Origin of the sequence: Shewanella hanedai, assembly GCF_007197645.1 — a bacterium.
In the GTDB taxonomy this organism is placed as follows: domain Bacteria; phylum Pseudomonadota; class Gammaproteobacteria; order Enterobacterales; family Shewanellaceae; genus Shewanella; species Shewanella hanedai.
The window spans coordinates 22027-38405 of sequence record NZ_VKGK01000029.1 but is presented as its reverse complement, the minus strand read 5'-3'; the positions used below and the strand labels follow the sequence as shown (position 1 = coordinate 38405).

Genomic DNA, 16379 nt, shown 5'->3' with positions numbered 1-16379 from the left:
GAGGCCCCTTGCAAGCTTGTTATCTCGGTTATTCAATTGATAAAATGCTTGAGAGGCAAGGCATTATGCGTGAAATCCTTGAAGCTGGAATAGCTTATATCTTTGATGAGTTTAAGCTTCATCGAATCATGGCTAACTACATTCCAAATAATGAACGAAGTGGACAATTACTCAGATCTTTGGGCTTTGAAGAAGAGGGATTAGCGAAGTCTTATTTGAAGATTGCTGGCAGCTGGCAAGATCATGTTTTGACCTCAAAACTAAATCCAAAAAATGAGGTAATAGACTAGTTGGACTAGCCTATTCAGCAGACGTTTAAAGCGTATTTGTTGCACCACCATTGGTGAGATACTGTTGGTAAGTACCTTCTCCCCAAGCGATGAGTTTTTGATCTTTAAACAGTAATGGTGTGCATTCGTCTCGGGTGGTTTCACCATCAGACTTCATATGATGAGTACGATAAAAAAGTACTTGTATCGTATTTTCATTGGCAACTCGAGCCTCACTGAAATCAGCCTTACCTAATAAGGTTTTTATTTCAACCAATGACTGCCCCAATGTGATTTCAGAGAGCTGCGCATTGATATAAGTCTGTCTATCTTCCCAATCCATCTCATCGGGCGTTGGATCATAAACAACAACGACAACAGCAACAAAAGCCAAGTAGGCTGCAAAAATGGAACCGATAATGACGGGAAGTTTAGATTTCATTTATGCACAAGGTCCTTAAGGTCTAAGCAAAAGCTAAAAAGAATGAAAATATAAGATGCGTATCAATATACCTGTATCACTCAAGTCGGTAAATGTTAAATCGGTAACATGATATTTACAAGCTCTATGTTGATTTCGCAGGAGTTAAGCCTTGATTTAATGAGGAAGCCTAAACTGACTTAAATTGGCATTCAACGGAATGTCTGTTTGCAGTTGTACTAGTTTATAGCTCATTCTTGCCATCTGTTTTCCGTCTTCAAGTTTCTTGGCTTGCTTAGCGCCGATTTTGTCTATTGAACCATAGATATTGGTCAGAGAGCGGAAAATTTTTAATAACTCAGTTGCCGATTTTGGGCCTATTCCTGGTACGCCAGGGATCTTATTACCACTATCGCCAGCAAGTGCCAAATAGTCGATAAATTGGCTGCGTTCAACGCCGAGCTTCTCTTCTCTTTGTTTTACGGTGATATAGTCTTGATTAAAATGATCCCAGCGCTCGATATTAGGATGGGTTAATTGTGTAAAGCCTTTATCTGTGGAAACAATAATGGCTTTGCCTTGGTTTTGAGCCAACTTAGTCGCCAGTGTAGCTATAACATCGTCAGCTTCTGACTCGGCATTAATTGAGTTTACATTAAGCTCACTGAGGTAGTTCTTTAATGCTGGAAGTGTGGCTGCCAGCGCTTCAGGCATCGGCTTTCTGCCTTTTTTGTAATCATCATACAGTGACTTTCGCCATGAGAGTGCATCGCCGTCCCATACCACTGCGACATGAGTGGGCTGATGATGTTTGAGTAACTTTTTACAAGCTGACCCCACCCGAGTATCCAAGCCATTAATGTCATTTTCATTAGGTTGAGCAGCGTGAATACGGCGTACTAAATTAAGGCCATCTATGATTAAAAAAGTATTCATGAGTCGTCGCGAGAGTTATTTTATTGAATGAATTTATAGGAATTAAGCATACCGAGTATTAATCAATTATGCAGGTTAATACTCGGTATATACGCTTATTTAGGTGTTTATTTTATAACAAGGTACATATTTACTGCCAGGGAGCTTCATTCTTTGTTGTTTAACGAAGGCCTTAAGCAGCTTATCCATTAATGTCATCATGGTTTTGTCGCCATTAAGCTCAAATGGTCCATATTCAACCACATTTTTTATGGTTTCCATTTTCACATTACCAGCAACAATCCCGGAAAATGCCCTTCTTAAGTTTGCTGCAAGTTCAGCCTTATCAGCTTGGAAATGTAAGTTGAGGTTGCCCATCATTTCATGGGTTGGATCAAAGGGGAGCTGGAAATCGGGTTCAATTTTCAGTGACCAGTTATATTGAAAAGAGTCACCTGATGTTTTCCTGTGATCCTTAACAATATCCATACCATGGCTCATAATTCGAGCGACACGAACAGGATCATCAATGATTATTTCATATTTACTCTGCGCTTCTTCGCCTAAAGTTGCGGCAATAAACTCATCGATCCGTAAGAAGTAATCAGCACTTTCTTTTGGTCCTGTAAGCACCAATGGGAAAGGAATGCCTTGGTTCTCTTTATTAAGCAATATGCCTAAGAGATAGAGCAGTTCTTCTGCTGTGCCTGCTCCACCAGGGAAGATAACAATCCCGTGACCTAGACGCACAAATGCTTCGAGTCGTTTTTCAATATCTGGCAGTATGACGAGTTCGTTAACAATCTGATTGGGTGGCTCGGCAGCGATAATACTTGGCTCTGTGAGGCCGATATAACGTGCTTTGCTTATCCGTTGCTTGGCATGGCCTATGGCAGCCCCTTTCATGGGACCCTCCATGGCACCAGGTCCACAGCCGGTGCAGATGTTCATCTCACGCAGCCCAAGTTCATACCCTACGTCTTGGGTATAATGGAACTCAGTATCATTGATACTGTGTCCGCCCCAACAGACCACGATACTTGGATCTTCTAATGGCATAGAGCGGCCATTTCTCAGAATATCGAATACCACATTGGTGATGTGGCTTGGGTTGGTTAAATTAATATTTTTGAGGTTGTCGTATCTATCGCTGAGATAAACAATGTCACGTAATACGGCGAATAGGTGTTCTTGGATACCAACAATAATTTTACCGTCAACAAAAGCTGCTTCTGGAGGATTAATCAGTTCGATCTTAATTCCACGTTCACGGCGAAGAACGTTAATATTAAAATCTTCAAATTGTCCGAAGAGGCTTTCCGCATTATCGCTTTGTAGGCCGGAGGCAAGTACTGCGAGTGAACAACTTCTATAAAGTTGGTAGAGCTCACTTGTCGAGTTTTGTTTGAGGCGATCAACTTCCAGTTGGGAAAGTTGATCCATGCTACCTCGAGGGCTGACATTTACAATCATAACAACTCCTTAGCTCTGACTTGAGTTCAAAGGTGTGTTGTGAAGGCACCAAACTTATGGTGCCGAGCCTATATTTATATGAACTGCATAGGCTTACACGTCAATGATGACTCTGTCTCTGCTTTCATGTTTAGCTCGGTAAAGCGCTGCATCTGCTCGATCAAAGGTTTCATTGATAAGCTCATTTTCCAAAATTTGTGCAGCACCTATAGATACTGTAACTGTAATTCTCTGATTTTTAAACTTAAAGGGAATACTTTTTACTTTTTCTCTCACTCTGTTCAATAATTGTTCAATGTCAGTAGCGTTCACTTCTGGTATGAGTAGGACAAATTCTTCGCCGCCATATCGTGCGACAAACTCCGTATCTCTCAGTGAGTTTTTCAGCGCCATTGCGATAACCTGAAGTGTTTTATCGCCTGTGCTATGACCAAAACTATCGTTGATATTCTTGAAATGATCAATGTCGGCCACTGCAACCCATAAGGGCTGCTTATGTCGTTGAAAGTGCCTGAACTCTTGCTCCATACGTTCTTCGAGCGCAGCGCGATTAGGTAATTGAGTGAGCGAATCGAGTAGGTTAATTTTCTGCTGTTCAAATAAACGCTCTTTATAGTCAGCAGCTTCTTTCCCCAGCTCATTGACCTCTTTTTTCAGTATATCCATGGATTTTTTGAGCAGGATAAGTTCCCGTTCTTCGAGGGCTTCTTTGCGCCCTAGTGAAGTCCTAATGGAGGCAAGTTGTTCAGTCACTTGTGATTTTAAGTTATGAATATCATCAATATTGATGATAGCTTCGCCAACATTATCCACTCGTGAGTAGAGCTCATGGTTTATCTGCTTCTTAAGTTGAAAGCTGCGCTGACTGTTATTACATGAATCAGTGACGACTTCCCTTACTACAGTGAGTGAGTCATTGAGAGCACAAAGAAACTCTTGCGATGCTGATTTTTCTTGGGAAATGTTTTCCAATAGCAAGGTCAAAATTGTTTGATAAGCTTCGATTAAGCTGTCAACTTCAATGTCGTTACTGAGTCTATCTTTAATGGTGAGAACTTGATCTCTTTGATGTTTTCTAAATTCGACTTCAGAGATCATCTGTGACAATTCATGGGCCAACTGGCGGTGTTTCGGGGATATTTTTATGGCTTCGCCATGCCTGAGTTGATCTTCTAATATCTCTTCATAGAAGCTCACCAATTGTTCTACTTTAGGGATGTAGTCCCAAAAACTGTGGAAAGGTTTGCCCAAATCTTTCTTGAAATAGTTGATCTCTTTTTTTATCTTTTCTGGAGCTGAATCTATGCGCTGGATCTGACGTATGACACGAGATAGGCTGACGCGACTGTCTTCTAGCTGCACCATGACATGATTATATTGCTTCTTTAACAGCTGCTCTATATCGACAAGTTCAGGGAGTGCCTCTTCGACACTTTCAAACTTGGTTAACAGATGCCTGAGTTTAGCTAACTTATTGTCGAGCTCGACATTTTGCCCTTTGCACGCAAGGCTCAAATGACCGATAAACTGCAATAAAGTCTGTAACTTCTCATTTTGCTCTTCATCAAGTTCAGTAAGAGCAGCTTTAGCGAGGTGCAGTTTTTGCTTTAATAAGTTGACCTGAGAAGCGCTGGCCATTGAATCCTTCATTATCAACTATGTCCTACTTGTTTAAGGCAAAATAGAAAGGGAACATTTTCCACGTAATGTATAGCAATCTACTTTTAGTGCAAATATCTTGTTAAATATAACGAGATAAGCATCTAATTTCTATAATTTTTACTTAAATATTGAAATTTCATGTGAATAGCATTTGGGCTAACAACAACGGGTTTTAATATTAATGTAGATCAGAAACGATACCTGCTAATTCTACATTATTTCGGTGTTATACTCGTCAACGAAATGTCATAAGAATAATAACAGAAGGACGAAAGAGTGAAACCAGCCATTCCATCGATGTTAACTTTTAGCCTGCTTTTTTCTATCCCAAGCCTTGCAGATGTCAATTATCAGATAGATTTAACTCAATCTCAGCATCACTTGGCCCAAGTCAGCGTTGACTTCCCTTTATCGAAAGCTTCAGAGCTTAACGTTCAGCTCCCAGTATGGAGAACCGGTAAATATCAGGTTCTGCCTTTGGCTGACTCGATAAGATATTTAAGTGCTAAAGATGCTAATGGGGCTGAATTACCTGTGTCCCGTACCGCGAACGGTGAGTGGACAGTCTCGCTTAGTCAGCCTACCGCTGTATCTATTAGTTATCAGCTCTATTTAAATAAGCTTGGGCAGCGAGTGGGGCATATTGATGCCAGTCATGCATTTCTTGATGCCAGTGGCACTTTTGTATATAGCCCTGAGTTTAGAAATGAACCCATTCATGTTGCCATGAGTGTGCCATCAGATTGGCGTAGCCACTCAGGGATGGCTTCAGGCGATGAGGCCAACACATTTGTTGCCGATAATTACGATGTGCTCGTTGATTCGCCAATTGAAACGGGCATTAACCAGCAGAGACGCTTTTCTGCCGATGGCCGTGACTATGAACTGGTGATCTGGGGCGAAGGGAATTATGACGTAGAGCAGATGGTGACAGATCTGACCAAACTCAGTGGTGAAGCAGACGCCATCTGGGACGGTTATCCTTTCGAACGCTACGTTTATATGGTACACGCAACTAGCGGGGCGAGTGGGGCAACAGAACACCTCAATTCGACCATTATTCAAAGGCCGAGATTTAGTTATCGTGAACGTGAAGATTACTTAGGCTTTATCAAAACCGCTTCTCATGAATTTATTCATACTTGGAATGTGAAGGCTTATCGGCCCCAAGGACTGGTTCCTTATGATTACCAACAAGAGAATATTAGCGAGCTGTTATGGATAGCAGAAGGCTCGACCAGTTATTTTCAAAGTCAGTTATTATTGCGCGCAGGTGTTATCACCCCGCAGGAGTTTTTAGAGGACTTGGCCAAGCGCATTGCAAGAAGTGAGCTAACACCGGGTCGTGAAGTACAGTCTGTCGCTGAAGCGAGTGCTAACCAGTGGACAAGTACGGGTGGAGATTATGCGATTAACCACAGTACAAATATCTATTCAGAAGGCTTCTTAGTCTCCATGGCATTAGACTTCTCGTTACTAGATGAAACGGATTTGAAATCTTCTTACCGTGATGTGCATAAAGCCTTGTACCGCGATCATAAAATCCCCGCAGGTTATGGGGTGGCTGATGTGCAGCAGATTTTACAACAGCTGACGGGCGAAGATTATACTAACTGGTGGCAGACACACGTAAATACTCCTGTAACCTTAGATTTCCTTACCCTGTTATCTCAAGCTGGTTTACAGATAAGCTATGGAGAGGACTCTAAAGCCATCGCTTTTTCTGGTATGGAAATAAGCGGTAAATCGCTCACATTGCAGCAAGTGCTGCGAGATGGTCCTGCTTGGCAAGCTGGCATTGTGCTAGGCGATGAAATTGTTGCCATTAACGGCCTTAAAGTGACTGCGGGCGGATTTGACGCGCGAATTAAAGATTTTAAACCAGGCGCTGATATTGAGGTGACACTGTTTAGTGACGATAAGCTTAAATCTGTGTCGTTGACCTTAGGTGAAGTCCAAAGCGGTAAACTTAAATTAGTCAGTGTTAAGAAGCCGAGTCGCGCTCAGAAAGCATTCTTCAAAGCTTGGTCAGGCATAGACTGGCCATTCGACAAGAAGGGCAAGCTTAAGGCCGATGATTGATCTATTAAATTGTCGTTAATAAAAAAGGCGCTAATTAGCGCCTTTTTTGCACCGTAAATGAACCTAAATGGTGTCTTCTACGCCGCCAAGGACTTCCACTAATGAGTTCATCAGCGCGATAAGCTCGCTACCCATAAGTGCAAAATCAGCATCCAAACGAGCCATTGGGTCTTCAGTGCCTACTTCGTCATTACCTGCTCTGAACTCTTCAGAGAACTTAAGACGCTTGATAGCGGCATCAGACTGCAGAATGAAAGCGATTGACTGACCGAAATGTAGCGCCAGTTTATGTACCTGCTTACCCACTTCGATATGAGCGAGTACTTCTGTCTCTGTCAGATCCTGTTGTTTAAAGCGAACAATTCCGCCTTCATCAGAATCTGTCTTAAGCTCAGCTTCATCTTGCATGATGAAAGGTGCTGGTGTGCAGTTTCCTTTTACCCACTCAGTTAGCTGAGTTTCGATAGGCGTTTTAAAGCTTAAAGGAATAATAGGCAGTGAACCTAAGGCTTTTCTTAATAGCGCTAACAGCTCTTCAGATTTAGCCGCACTTGAGCTATCGACTAAAATCATCTCAATTTCAGGGATGATCAGCGCATGAATTTGGCTGCGCTTTGTGAAGGCACGAGGAAGTAGAGTCATAATGATCTCCTCCTTCATAGCGTCTTTTTCTTTCTTCGCTAATTTACGATCTTCTTCGGCTTCAATTTGAGCAACTTTATCTTCGAGTGCTTCTTTAATGACTTGGCCAGGAAGGATTTTATCTTCTTTTGTCGCGCAGATAAGGTGACGGCCGCCCGCACTGTGTACCAGTGAAATGCCTTTCTTACCTAGGGCATTAGAGAAACCGAATTTACTGATGTCTTGGCTTGAGCATGGAGAGAAAGTGAAGTCTTCCAATGACTTTTCAAGCGCTTCTGGATCAACAGAGAAAGGTTTATTAAAACGGTAAACAGTCAGATTTTTAAACCACATAATGAGCGCCCAATTAAAATTAAAGGCGCAGTGTAAGTCATTGCCGAGCTCGGGTAAACCGCAAAGATATTTATCGAACCTTAGGCTGAATTCATATTTCACAAAAGTGTCATAAAACTTTTTTTTCGTTCACATCCCTTGGTATTCAAGGACTTCTTGTACTAAGTTAATTCATGTTCAACCATGTTTTATTAAAAATAAACCTGATTGAAATATATCTGCAATATATAACTGACAAACTTCTCGGTATCGAAACCAATAACCAAAGACGAATTGATACGTCGAAAGGATTTAATGATGAACGCTTTTTGTAAAACACTACTTGCTTCCGCTCTTGCTACTGCTACCTTGGCTTCTGCAAATGCTGCTGAGCCATTAACAGTTTACGGTAAGTTGAACGTCACGGCTCAATCTAATGATGTCAGCGGTGAGTCTGAAACGACGATTCAAAGTAACGCTTCACGCTTAGGTGTTAAAGGTGGATTTGAGCTTAGTAGCTCACTAGAAGCTTTTTATACGATTGAGTATGAAGTGGATACTGGCGATGACAGCAAAAACAACTTTAAAGCTCGCAATCAATTTGTGGGATTAAGAGGTGATTTTGGTGCCATATCTGTTGGTCGTAATGACACGATGCTAAAGCAATCTCAAGGTAAAGTTGATCAATTCAATGACCTGTCTGGAGATTTGAAAAACTTGTTTAAAGGTGAGAATCGCCTTGCTCAGACAGCGACTTATCTTTCACCGTCATTTAGCGGTATAAAGTTAGGTGTGACTTATGCTGCTAGCGGTGATAGTGACCAATTAAAGCAAGATGGATACAGCTTAGCGGCAATGTATGGCGATGCTAAACTGAAAAAATCTCCAATCTACGCATCGATTGCTTATGATTCAGATGTTAAAGGTTACCAAGTTGCTCGTGCCACTGTGCAAGGTAAAATAGCAGGTCTAGTCCTTGGTGGTATGTATCAGCAAGAAGAGAAGGTATATACCTTAGATACTGATGGAGAAGCTAACCCATATAATGGCGACAGTTATACTGGTTATATGTTCAGTGCTGCCTATGCTATCGATGCTGTAGTGCTTAAAGCGCAGTATCAAGATATGGAAGATAAAGGTGATTCTTGGTCAATTGGTGGTGACTATAAGTTAGGTAAGCCAACTAAGTTGTTTGCTTTCTACACCAATCGTTCGTATGAAGGCGCTGGAGATGATGATAAATTCTTAGGTTTAGGATTAGAACACAAATTCTAAACAGATCATTTAGTAATAAATAAAGAGGCTTAGGCCTCTTTTTTATTGCTTATAAAAAGCAAAGCACCTCAAGCGGATCAAGAATGAAGGATTCAGTTTAACTTTATGACAAGTTTTCTCTATTTATGACAAAATGGCGTTTATGATCATAATTTTGTAATAAAACTGACCAATAATAGACGTGTGAACATTCATCGGACAGAAGATCGCTTATGACTGCTAGGATATTGATTGTTGAAGATGAGTTAGCGATTAGAGAAATGCTAACTTTTGTATTGGAACAGCATGGTTTTGTTGTTACCGCAGCCGAAGATTTTGACTCTGCGTTAGACATGATTTGTGAACCCTATCCCGATCTTGTTTTATTGGATTGGATGTTTCCCGGTGGTAGCGGGATTCAATTGGCTAAACGTTTACGCCAAGATGAATTTACGCGACAAATCCCCATCATAATGTTGACTGCTCGTGGTGAGGAGGAAGATAAAGTGCGTGGGTTGGAAGTGGGGGCCGATGATTACATCACCAAACCATTTTCTCCAAAGGAGCTGGTGGCAAGAATTAAAGCGGTGATCCGCCGTAGTTCTCCGACGAGTCTTGAAGAACCAATCGATGTTCAGGGCTTGATGTTAGATCCTATTAGCCACAGAGTCACCGTGGGTGACCAAGTGCTGGAGATGGGGCCTACTGAGTTTAGACTGCTTCACTTCTTCATGACTCACCCTGAGAGGGTGTACAGTCGAGAGCAGTTACTCGATAATGTATGGGGTACTAATGTTTATGTTGAAGATCGAACAGTAGATGTGCATATCAGACGATTAAGAAAAGCCATTGAACCTTCGAATCATGATCGTTTAATTCAAACTGTTCGAGGTGCGGGTTACCGTTTCTCAACTCGAACATAAAGCTGGAAAGTTGTTTAAATAGGTTGGGCGCGATAGGTTACTTGAATTACCTTGTGCCTCACCTTCTCCTATGGTCTGGATATATTTAATGTAATTGGTAACATATGTTTGAATCATATTCAGGTTATCGGCTGCTATCTCGCTTAATAACCTACCTCGTACTCTGCTTTATTTTAGGTCTCCTTGTCGGTGAGATCGTGTGGGTTCTGCTTATTGGCGCCATCTCTCTGCTTTTTTGGCATTATCGCCAACTATCAAGACTCAACTTTTGGCTATGGCGAGATAAACGCCTCACGCCTCCAAATGGGAAAGGCAGTTGGGAAGGGGTGTTTAATGGTATCTACCGTCTGCAGGGAAAAAATCGGAAACGAGTATCACAGTTAGCTTTTCTTTTGGGGCGTTTTCGACAGGGAGCGGAAGCGCTTCCCGATGCTGCGGTAGTGCTTGATGCTGATTACAACATTGTTTGGTGTAATAAGCTGGCTCAATTGCTGCTTGGTTTAGTGTGGCCACTAGACAGCGGCCAGAGGATAGACAACCTACTGCGACATCCTGACTTTTCTAATTATTTAAAGAACGAAATCTACCATGAGCCCTTTGAGTTAGCGTCTCCACAATCGGAGCGACGTGTGCTTGAGATTCGGATCATGGGTTACGGAACTGGCCAATTCTTATTGATCGCCCGCGACATTACGCGAGTCAGACAGCTCGAAAGCATGCGTAAAGATTTTGTGGCCAATGTGTCACATGAGCTTAAGACTCCATTGACAGTATTGCAGGGCTACCTTGAGATGATGCAAGAGATGGCAGAACCTGGTTCTCCCAACACCAAGGCGATGGATCAGATGCAACAACAGACGCATAGAATGCGTTCTATGGTTGAACAGTTACTGGTACTGTCTCGCATTGAGGATTCTGCTGAGAATAATTTGGAGGTCAAAGTGAATATGTCGCAGATGATGTGCATACTCACTGAGGAGGCGGAAGCATTATCTCTTGGACAGCATGATCTCAACTTTACCTGTGCAGCTGACTGTCACTTGTACGGTATTGAGATTGAACTGCGCAGTGCGTGTTCAAACCTTATTTCAAACGCGATCCGTTACACACCGCCAGGTGGGAAAATTGATGTGAGTTGGAAAAAGGTGGCTTCAGGGGCGATGTTTACTGTTGCTGATACTGGCGATGGAATCGCATCGCAACACATTGGACGATTAACTGAACGTTTCTATCGGGTTGACAGTGCACGGACACGTCAAAAGGGAGGAACTGGACTGGGTTTGGCGATAACCAAGCATGCCTTGAGTCACCATCAGAGCGAATTGATGATATCCAGTGAACTGGGTGAGGGAAGCGAGTTTAGTTTCCTTATTCCTGAACATTTGGTATCCACCTCATATCATTGATGAGGCTTGTCATCTAAGTGTCATATCAAAGTAATAGACTTGTCATGCTGGCAATTGATACTTGCTACAACTTAATTGTTAATTAATTTATTCAAGCAAGTACATCTAATACTGGAGCAAAGAATGAAATTGAAACAAATTGTCGGTGCAGTAAGTTTAACTGTCGCGAGTGTGTTTTCTGCAACCTCTATCGCTGCAATCGATAAGTCACTGCCTGTTTATGAAAAAACAAGTGGCGTATCGGGTAACCTATCATCGGTGGGTTCAGATACTTTGGCTAATATGATGACACTTTGGGCTGAAGAATTTAAAGAGATGTACCCTAACGTTAATATCCAAATTCAGGCCGCTGGCTCTTCAACTGCGCCACCAGCATTGACTGAAGCGACTTCTCAGTTCGGTCCTATGAGCCGTAAAATGAAGCCTAACGAAGTGGAAGCTTTTGAGAAGCGCTATGGTTACCAGCCAACGGCTATCCGCGTTGCTATTGATGCTCTGGCTGTATTTGTCCATAAAGACAATCCGATTAAAGGGTTGAGCATAGAGCAGATTGATAGTCTTTTTTCCGCAACCCATAAATGTGGTGGTAATGATGTTAAGCGCTGGGGTGAGGTAGGACTCGAAGGTGGCTGGTCAGCCAGAGATATACAGCTTTATGGCCGTAACTCAGTATCTGGTACGTACGGTTATTTTAAGAAGAAAGCCTTATGTAAAGGTGACTTCAAAGCCAACGTGAATGAGCAACCAGGCTCTGCATCTGTTGTTCAGTCGGTGTCTCAGTCGCTTAATGCTATTGGTTACTCAGGTATCGGTTATAAGACGGCGGGTGTAAAAGCGGTAGCGATATCGAAGAAAGGCACTAAGTACATCGAGGCGACTGCTGCTAATGCTGCAAGTGGGACTTATCCACTATCACGTTACCTCTATGTTTACGTGAACAAGCACCCGAATAAAGACTTGTCCCCTATGGACCGAGAGTTCCTGAAGTTTGCTTTGTCCAAGCAAGGTCAGCAGATTGTTGAGAAAGATGGTTATGTACCGTTACCTCGCAGTGTGACTGCCAAGGATTTAGCTAAAGCCGGTATTCGTCTTTAAACTAAGCGACACTTCACTAAGGCCTCCCTGTGAGGCCTTTTTTGTACCTGTGCATAAATTTTGAAGCCTGCCTAGCTCCTCTTCTGTTTTCCTTGCCTATATCCACTTTTTGACAGACAAAAAAAAGCGACCTAATCAGGTCGCTACATGTTCCAAACTTGGAATAGGGTGATAGCTGTACTAGACACTATCTAATTAAGGAGAATGATGATGAACAATGAAAACAGATGTAGAGTTAGCAAAACAAGTTAACTTTACACAAAAATTCGGTTCATATAGTCAGAGTCCTGTTTGCTGAGAAAGTTCAGATTATTTTCAAAATTTAGGATCTTTTTTTATCTCGGGATCTGACTCGTCGAAAAAGTGAATTTTCCAGGTGAATTTGCATTAAATTGAAGATAAAAAAATGGCAGCACCTATAATTTAGGGCTGCCACAAAGATCTTTCATATTAAAGTAAGAGGAGAGGACTATTCACTAAAATTGGGTTATCAACGTGAAGGCTGAAACTCAAGTCCGGTGTGCGCTAGCTAAGTCTTATCTCTTCTTAGAAGAAGCCAATAGGTTTCTTAAAGGGAGATGATGATGAACAGTGAAAACAGATGCAGAGTTAGTATAACAAGTTAACTTTACACAAAAATTCGGTTCATATAGTCAGAGTCCTGTTTGCTGAGAAAGTTCAGATTATTTTCAAAATGTAGGATCTTTTTTTGATCCCAAGATCGTTAAAGCTGAAAAGTGATGTTATTAGGATCGAATATTGATCGCAAATGCCAATTGAGAGATAAAAAAATGGCAGCACCTACAAACGAGGGCTGCCATAAAGATGTGTCATATTAAAATAAGAGGAGACAGACTGTTCACTGAAGGTGGGTTATTAACCTTAAAGGCGATGACTCAATCCAGTGTGCGCTAGCAAAGTCTTATCTCTTCTTAGAAGAAGCCAATAGGCTTCTTAAAGGGAGATGATGATGAACAAAAAACAGAGCAAAATAATCGTGCTGTGCAATAGGTTCACTATATAGGACTGAGCTTTGTTCAATTGGTTCAATTTATTTACCAATATTTTTTTTATTCGTGCTTTACTGCATTAAAGTGAGCGAAGCCAAGCTTGAAACTCTGCATCCATGTCAGTGCCCCACTGTTTAATTAAGGCTTGGTATCTTGGGTAATCCCCCTTACGAGTAAAGGTTAGCATGGCGTCAATCTTGTCCTTGTGTTGCTCCATCATAAAGCGAACGGCTAAATAACCCCAACGGTATACTCTGTCTGAGCCTCCGTTCATTTCATAACTGGTATTAAACAGCTCACTAAGAGAGTAAGCACTTGATACCGCTAAAGATTCTTTAGCTAATTCAATGGCTGCTTTATTGTCATCACCTTGAGAGATGTATTCACCTAAACCTTCACTCCACCACACAAGGTGAGGCAAGAGTGGCGCAGGTTTAGGGCAATATTCAGGTGCACTATGAGAATCATGAAGTGATGCACAAAAATCACCATAGAGATTGAAGTGACCATCGAGATAATGCACGTATTCGTGGGCTAAGTTCCAAATCTCTCCTTTTTTTTCATAGGCGACAAACTCAGCTTGGTTACCTGTTTTATGCGGGAGTCCCTCTAAGAACATGCCACCATTGTCACTGGGCACATCAAAATGAGCGGTGACATATTGAGTGTAATTTTCCCGAGAGTGGTAGACGTTTGCTCGCATGCTGATGTTATTGTCGTTGGCGACGGGTTTACCTTGAGTGCTGAAAAGCTGATGAAACTTAGCTTCCTGCTTACCCAATAACTGACATGCTTGCGCTATTTGAGTTTTTGTTAAGGCCTGCGAGCGGATAACTATCGTATCGCTGCAGGCGTGCTCTTGAGTTAATATTTCAGAAATAGGAGCGATGGGCTTAGCTTCTACTGTAAAAGCGCTGAGGGATAAAACCGCTGCGATAGGGAGTAGGTCAAACGCCTTCATTGAGTATTACCTTTTGTTTTTGTATATAATATCCATTAAGTCTTTCACTTTAGGGAAATGAAGTCAATTACGATGGCAATTGTTTTCCCTGTCGGTATTATTAAAAATTATGTTAATTAAGAGGATATTGAAGTGCTAAACAGATGGGATAATAATCATGACTATCACTCTTTTTCTAATACGGAAAAGGTCAGAGTAAAACATCTATCGTTGGCATTGGATGTCGATTTTAAGATAAAACAGTTAGCCGGAGTAGCAACGCTTGAACTGGAGCGCTTGGATAAAAACTGTGATGAGCTCTGGCTGGATCTAAGAGAATTAACCATTGTTCAGATACAAGATGCTGCAGGATCTGAACTTGCATATGTCATTGATAAAGACGATCCGATATTGGGTCAGCGATTAAATGTCTCACTCTCCACACAAAGCAGTAAAGTGACGATTCATTATGTGACCTCGCCCAATGCTGAAGGGCTTCAGTGGTTGGCACCAGAGCAAACCACAGGTAAAACCTTGCCGTTTTTATTTAGCCAATCTCAACCCGTTAATGCCAGAAGTTGGATCCCACTACAAGATACCCCCAAAGCACGGATCACGTTTGAAGCGAATGTAACGGTTCCCTTAGGCATGCGAGCTGTGATGAGTGCGATGAATGATGCGGCTGCGACTTTAAATGGTGAGTTTACTTTTTCAATGGAAAAGCCAATCCCGACTCACTTGTTGGCTATTGCAGTTGGGGAGTTAGCATTTGGCCAAATTGGCCCAAGAACGGGAGTATATGCTGAGCCACAGGTACTTGAGGCGGCGGTTAAGGAGTTTGAAGATACAGAGAAGATGGTAGAGATAGCTGAATCTTTGTTAGGCCCATATCCTTGGGGGCGTTATGACATGTTAGTGCTACCGCCTAGTTTTCCCTTTGGTGGCATGGAAAACCCACGCCTCGCCTTTATGACCCCAACATTGATCGCAGGTGATAAAAGCCTTGTTTCGACGGTTGCTCATGAGTTAGCGCACTCGTGGACTGGGAACTTAGTCAGTAATGCTACGTGGCGAGATCTTTGGTTGAACGAAGGGTTCACGACTTACTTTACCAATAGAATCGTCGAAGCGGTGTTTGGTAAGGAGCAAGCTGAGCTTGAAGTGGTGCTGGAATATGGCCGTTTAAAAGAGGAGCTGGCGACCACTGAGTTTGCTGAGCAAAACTTACCGGCGAATGTACAGCAACAAGATCCAAACGAAGCATTCAATCGCTTTACCTATGATAAGGCCTCGATGTTTGTCCACGACCTTGAAAAACGAATAGGACGTGAGGCATTCGATAAGTTTCTGTTTACCTATGTTGAACACTTTGCATTTGCAGCTATCACAACAGAGATCTTTATCGAGTACGCTAAAACGACGTTGTTGGTTGATCACGCTGATAAGATCTCAGAAGCTGAGCTTATTGAATGGGTATACGGCTGTGGCATGCCAGAATGTTTTACAGCGCCAGTATCCGATAGCTTAGACAAAGTTGATGCTGCACTCTCTTTTTGGGCTAAAGGCGCGACTGCGGACTCATTTGAGACGGCAGATTGGCGTGTTCATCACTGGCAATATTTTTTAAACAGTCTGCCAGAGGTACAAACACAATTACAGCTAATGGAACTCGATGAGCGATTTAAACTGACGGAGTCCACAAATGCAGAGATCGCTTGTGACTGGTTTAGGGTTGCGATCCATAATCATTATGATCCTGTGCTCCCCGCGTTAACTGCATACCTGATCCGTATCGGCAGAGGTAAGTTTGTGAGGCCTCTTTTCACCGAGTTACAAGTGGCAGGTTATGATACCGAGATGAAACAGATCTATAGCCAAGCACGTAAAGGTTATCATCCTTCTATTGTGAGTCAGCTAGATAAGCTTTTGAATTTTAATTAAATAGAGTTCGAAATCTATTTATATAGATAGGCTT

At 42.1% G+C, this 16379-nt stretch carries 13 protein-coding genes; 7 read left to right on the top strand and 6 right to left on the bottom strand.

The features are described 5' to 3' along the window. Positions 1 to 8 precede the first annotated feature (8 nt). Complete coding sequence (locus FN961_RS19565; RefSeq protein WP_229814747.1) at positions 9 to 290, top strand: GNAT family N-acetyltransferase; 282 nt, start codon at positions 9 to 11, stop codon at positions 288 to 290. Between the two features lie 25 nt (positions 291 to 315). Here FN961_RS19565 and FN961_RS19560 read toward each other — a convergent pair whose 3' ends face one another. From FN961_RS19560 to FN961_RS19545, 4 genes are all read right to left on the bottom strand, one after another. Beyond that, positions 316 to 711 carry a DUF3192 domain-containing protein gene (locus tag FN961_RS19560; protein ID WP_144041865.1) on the bottom strand — a complete coding sequence of 132 codons (396 nt, stop codon included), beginning with the start codon at positions 709 to 711 and terminating at the stop codon, positions 316 to 318. Between the two features lie 156 nt (positions 712 to 867). Continuing rightward, positions 868 to 1626 carry a flap endonuclease Xni gene (gene xni / locus FN961_RS19555; RefSeq protein WP_144041864.1) on the bottom strand — a complete coding sequence of 253 codons (759 nt, stop codon included), beginning with the start codon at positions 1624 to 1626 and terminating at the stop codon, positions 868 to 870. Positions 1627 to 1725: 99 nt separating this feature from the next. Continuing rightward, the gene (gene ppnN, locus FN961_RS19550; protein WP_144041863.1) at positions 1726 to 3078 is read right to left on the bottom strand and encodes a nucleotide 5'-monophosphate nucleosidase PpnN; all 1353 of its coding nucleotides are present in this window, start codon (positions 3076 to 3078) and stop codon (positions 1726 to 1728) included. Positions 3079 to 3171: 93 nt separating this feature from the next. Next, positions 3172 to 4728 (bottom strand): GGDEF domain-containing protein, encoded by a 1557-nt coding sequence (locus FN961_RS19545; protein WP_144041862.1) that lies wholly within the window; start codon positions 4726 to 4728, stop codon positions 3172 to 3174. Between the two features lie 288 nt (positions 4729 to 5016). On the opposite strand from FN961_RS19545, the gene FN961_RS19540 reads away from it, so the two are divergent. After that, positions 5017 to 6822, top strand: coding sequence for a M61 family metallopeptidase (locus FN961_RS19540; RefSeq protein ID WP_144041861.1), 1806 nt, complete (start codon positions 5017 to 5019; stop codon positions 6820 to 6822). Between the two features lie 63 nt (positions 6823 to 6885). On the opposite strand, the gene rdgC is transcribed toward FN961_RS19540, so the two are convergent. Further along, positions 6886 to 7797, bottom strand: coding sequence for a recombination-associated protein RdgC (gene rdgC / locus FN961_RS19535; RefSeq protein ID WP_144041860.1), 912 nt, complete (start codon positions 7795 to 7797; stop codon positions 6886 to 6888). A gap of 294 nt (positions 7798 to 8091) precedes the next feature. Between rdgC and FN961_RS19530 the strand changes: the two genes are divergently transcribed. The 4 genes from FN961_RS19530 (at position 8092) to FN961_RS19515 (ending at position 12454) form a co-directional block, all read left to right on the top strand. Then, a complete protein-coding gene (locus FN961_RS19530; RefSeq protein WP_144041859.1) occupies positions 8092 to 9051 on the top strand; it encodes a porin in 960 nt (319 codons plus the stop codon). Between the two features lie 212 nt (positions 9052 to 9263). Next, positions 9264 to 9953, top strand: coding sequence for a phosphate regulon transcriptional regulator PhoB (gene phoB / locus FN961_RS19525; protein ID WP_144041858.1), 690 nt, complete (start codon positions 9264 to 9266; stop codon positions 9951 to 9953). A gap of 104 nt (positions 9954 to 10057) precedes the next feature. Then, positions 10058 to 11359: a phosphate regulon sensor histidine kinase PhoR gene (gene phoR, locus FN961_RS19520; protein ID WP_144041857.1), complete on the top strand. Its 1302-nt coding sequence runs from the start codon at positions 10058 to 10060 to the stop codon at positions 11357 to 11359. A gap of 123 nt (positions 11360 to 11482) precedes the next feature. Then, positions 11483 to 12454: a PstS family phosphate ABC transporter substrate-binding protein gene (locus tag FN961_RS19515; RefSeq protein ID WP_144041856.1), complete on the top strand. Its 972-nt coding sequence runs from the start codon at positions 11483 to 11485 to the stop codon at positions 12452 to 12454. A gap of 1089 nt (positions 12455 to 13543) precedes the next feature. Here FN961_RS19515 and FN961_RS19510 read toward each other — a convergent pair. Further along, positions 13544 to 14425 carry a collagenase gene (locus FN961_RS19510; RefSeq protein WP_144041855.1) on the bottom strand — a complete coding sequence of 294 codons (882 nt, stop codon included), beginning with the start codon at positions 14423 to 14425 and terminating at the stop codon, positions 13544 to 13546. Positions 14426 to 14557: 132 nt separating this feature from the next. Between FN961_RS19510 and FN961_RS19505 the strand changes: the two genes are divergently transcribed. Then, on the top strand, positions 14558 to 16345 hold the full coding sequence (locus tag FN961_RS19505; protein WP_144041854.1) for a M1 family metallopeptidase: 1788 nt from the start codon (positions 14558 to 14560) through the stop codon (positions 16343 to 16345). Positions 16346 to 16379 lie beyond the last annotated feature (34 nt).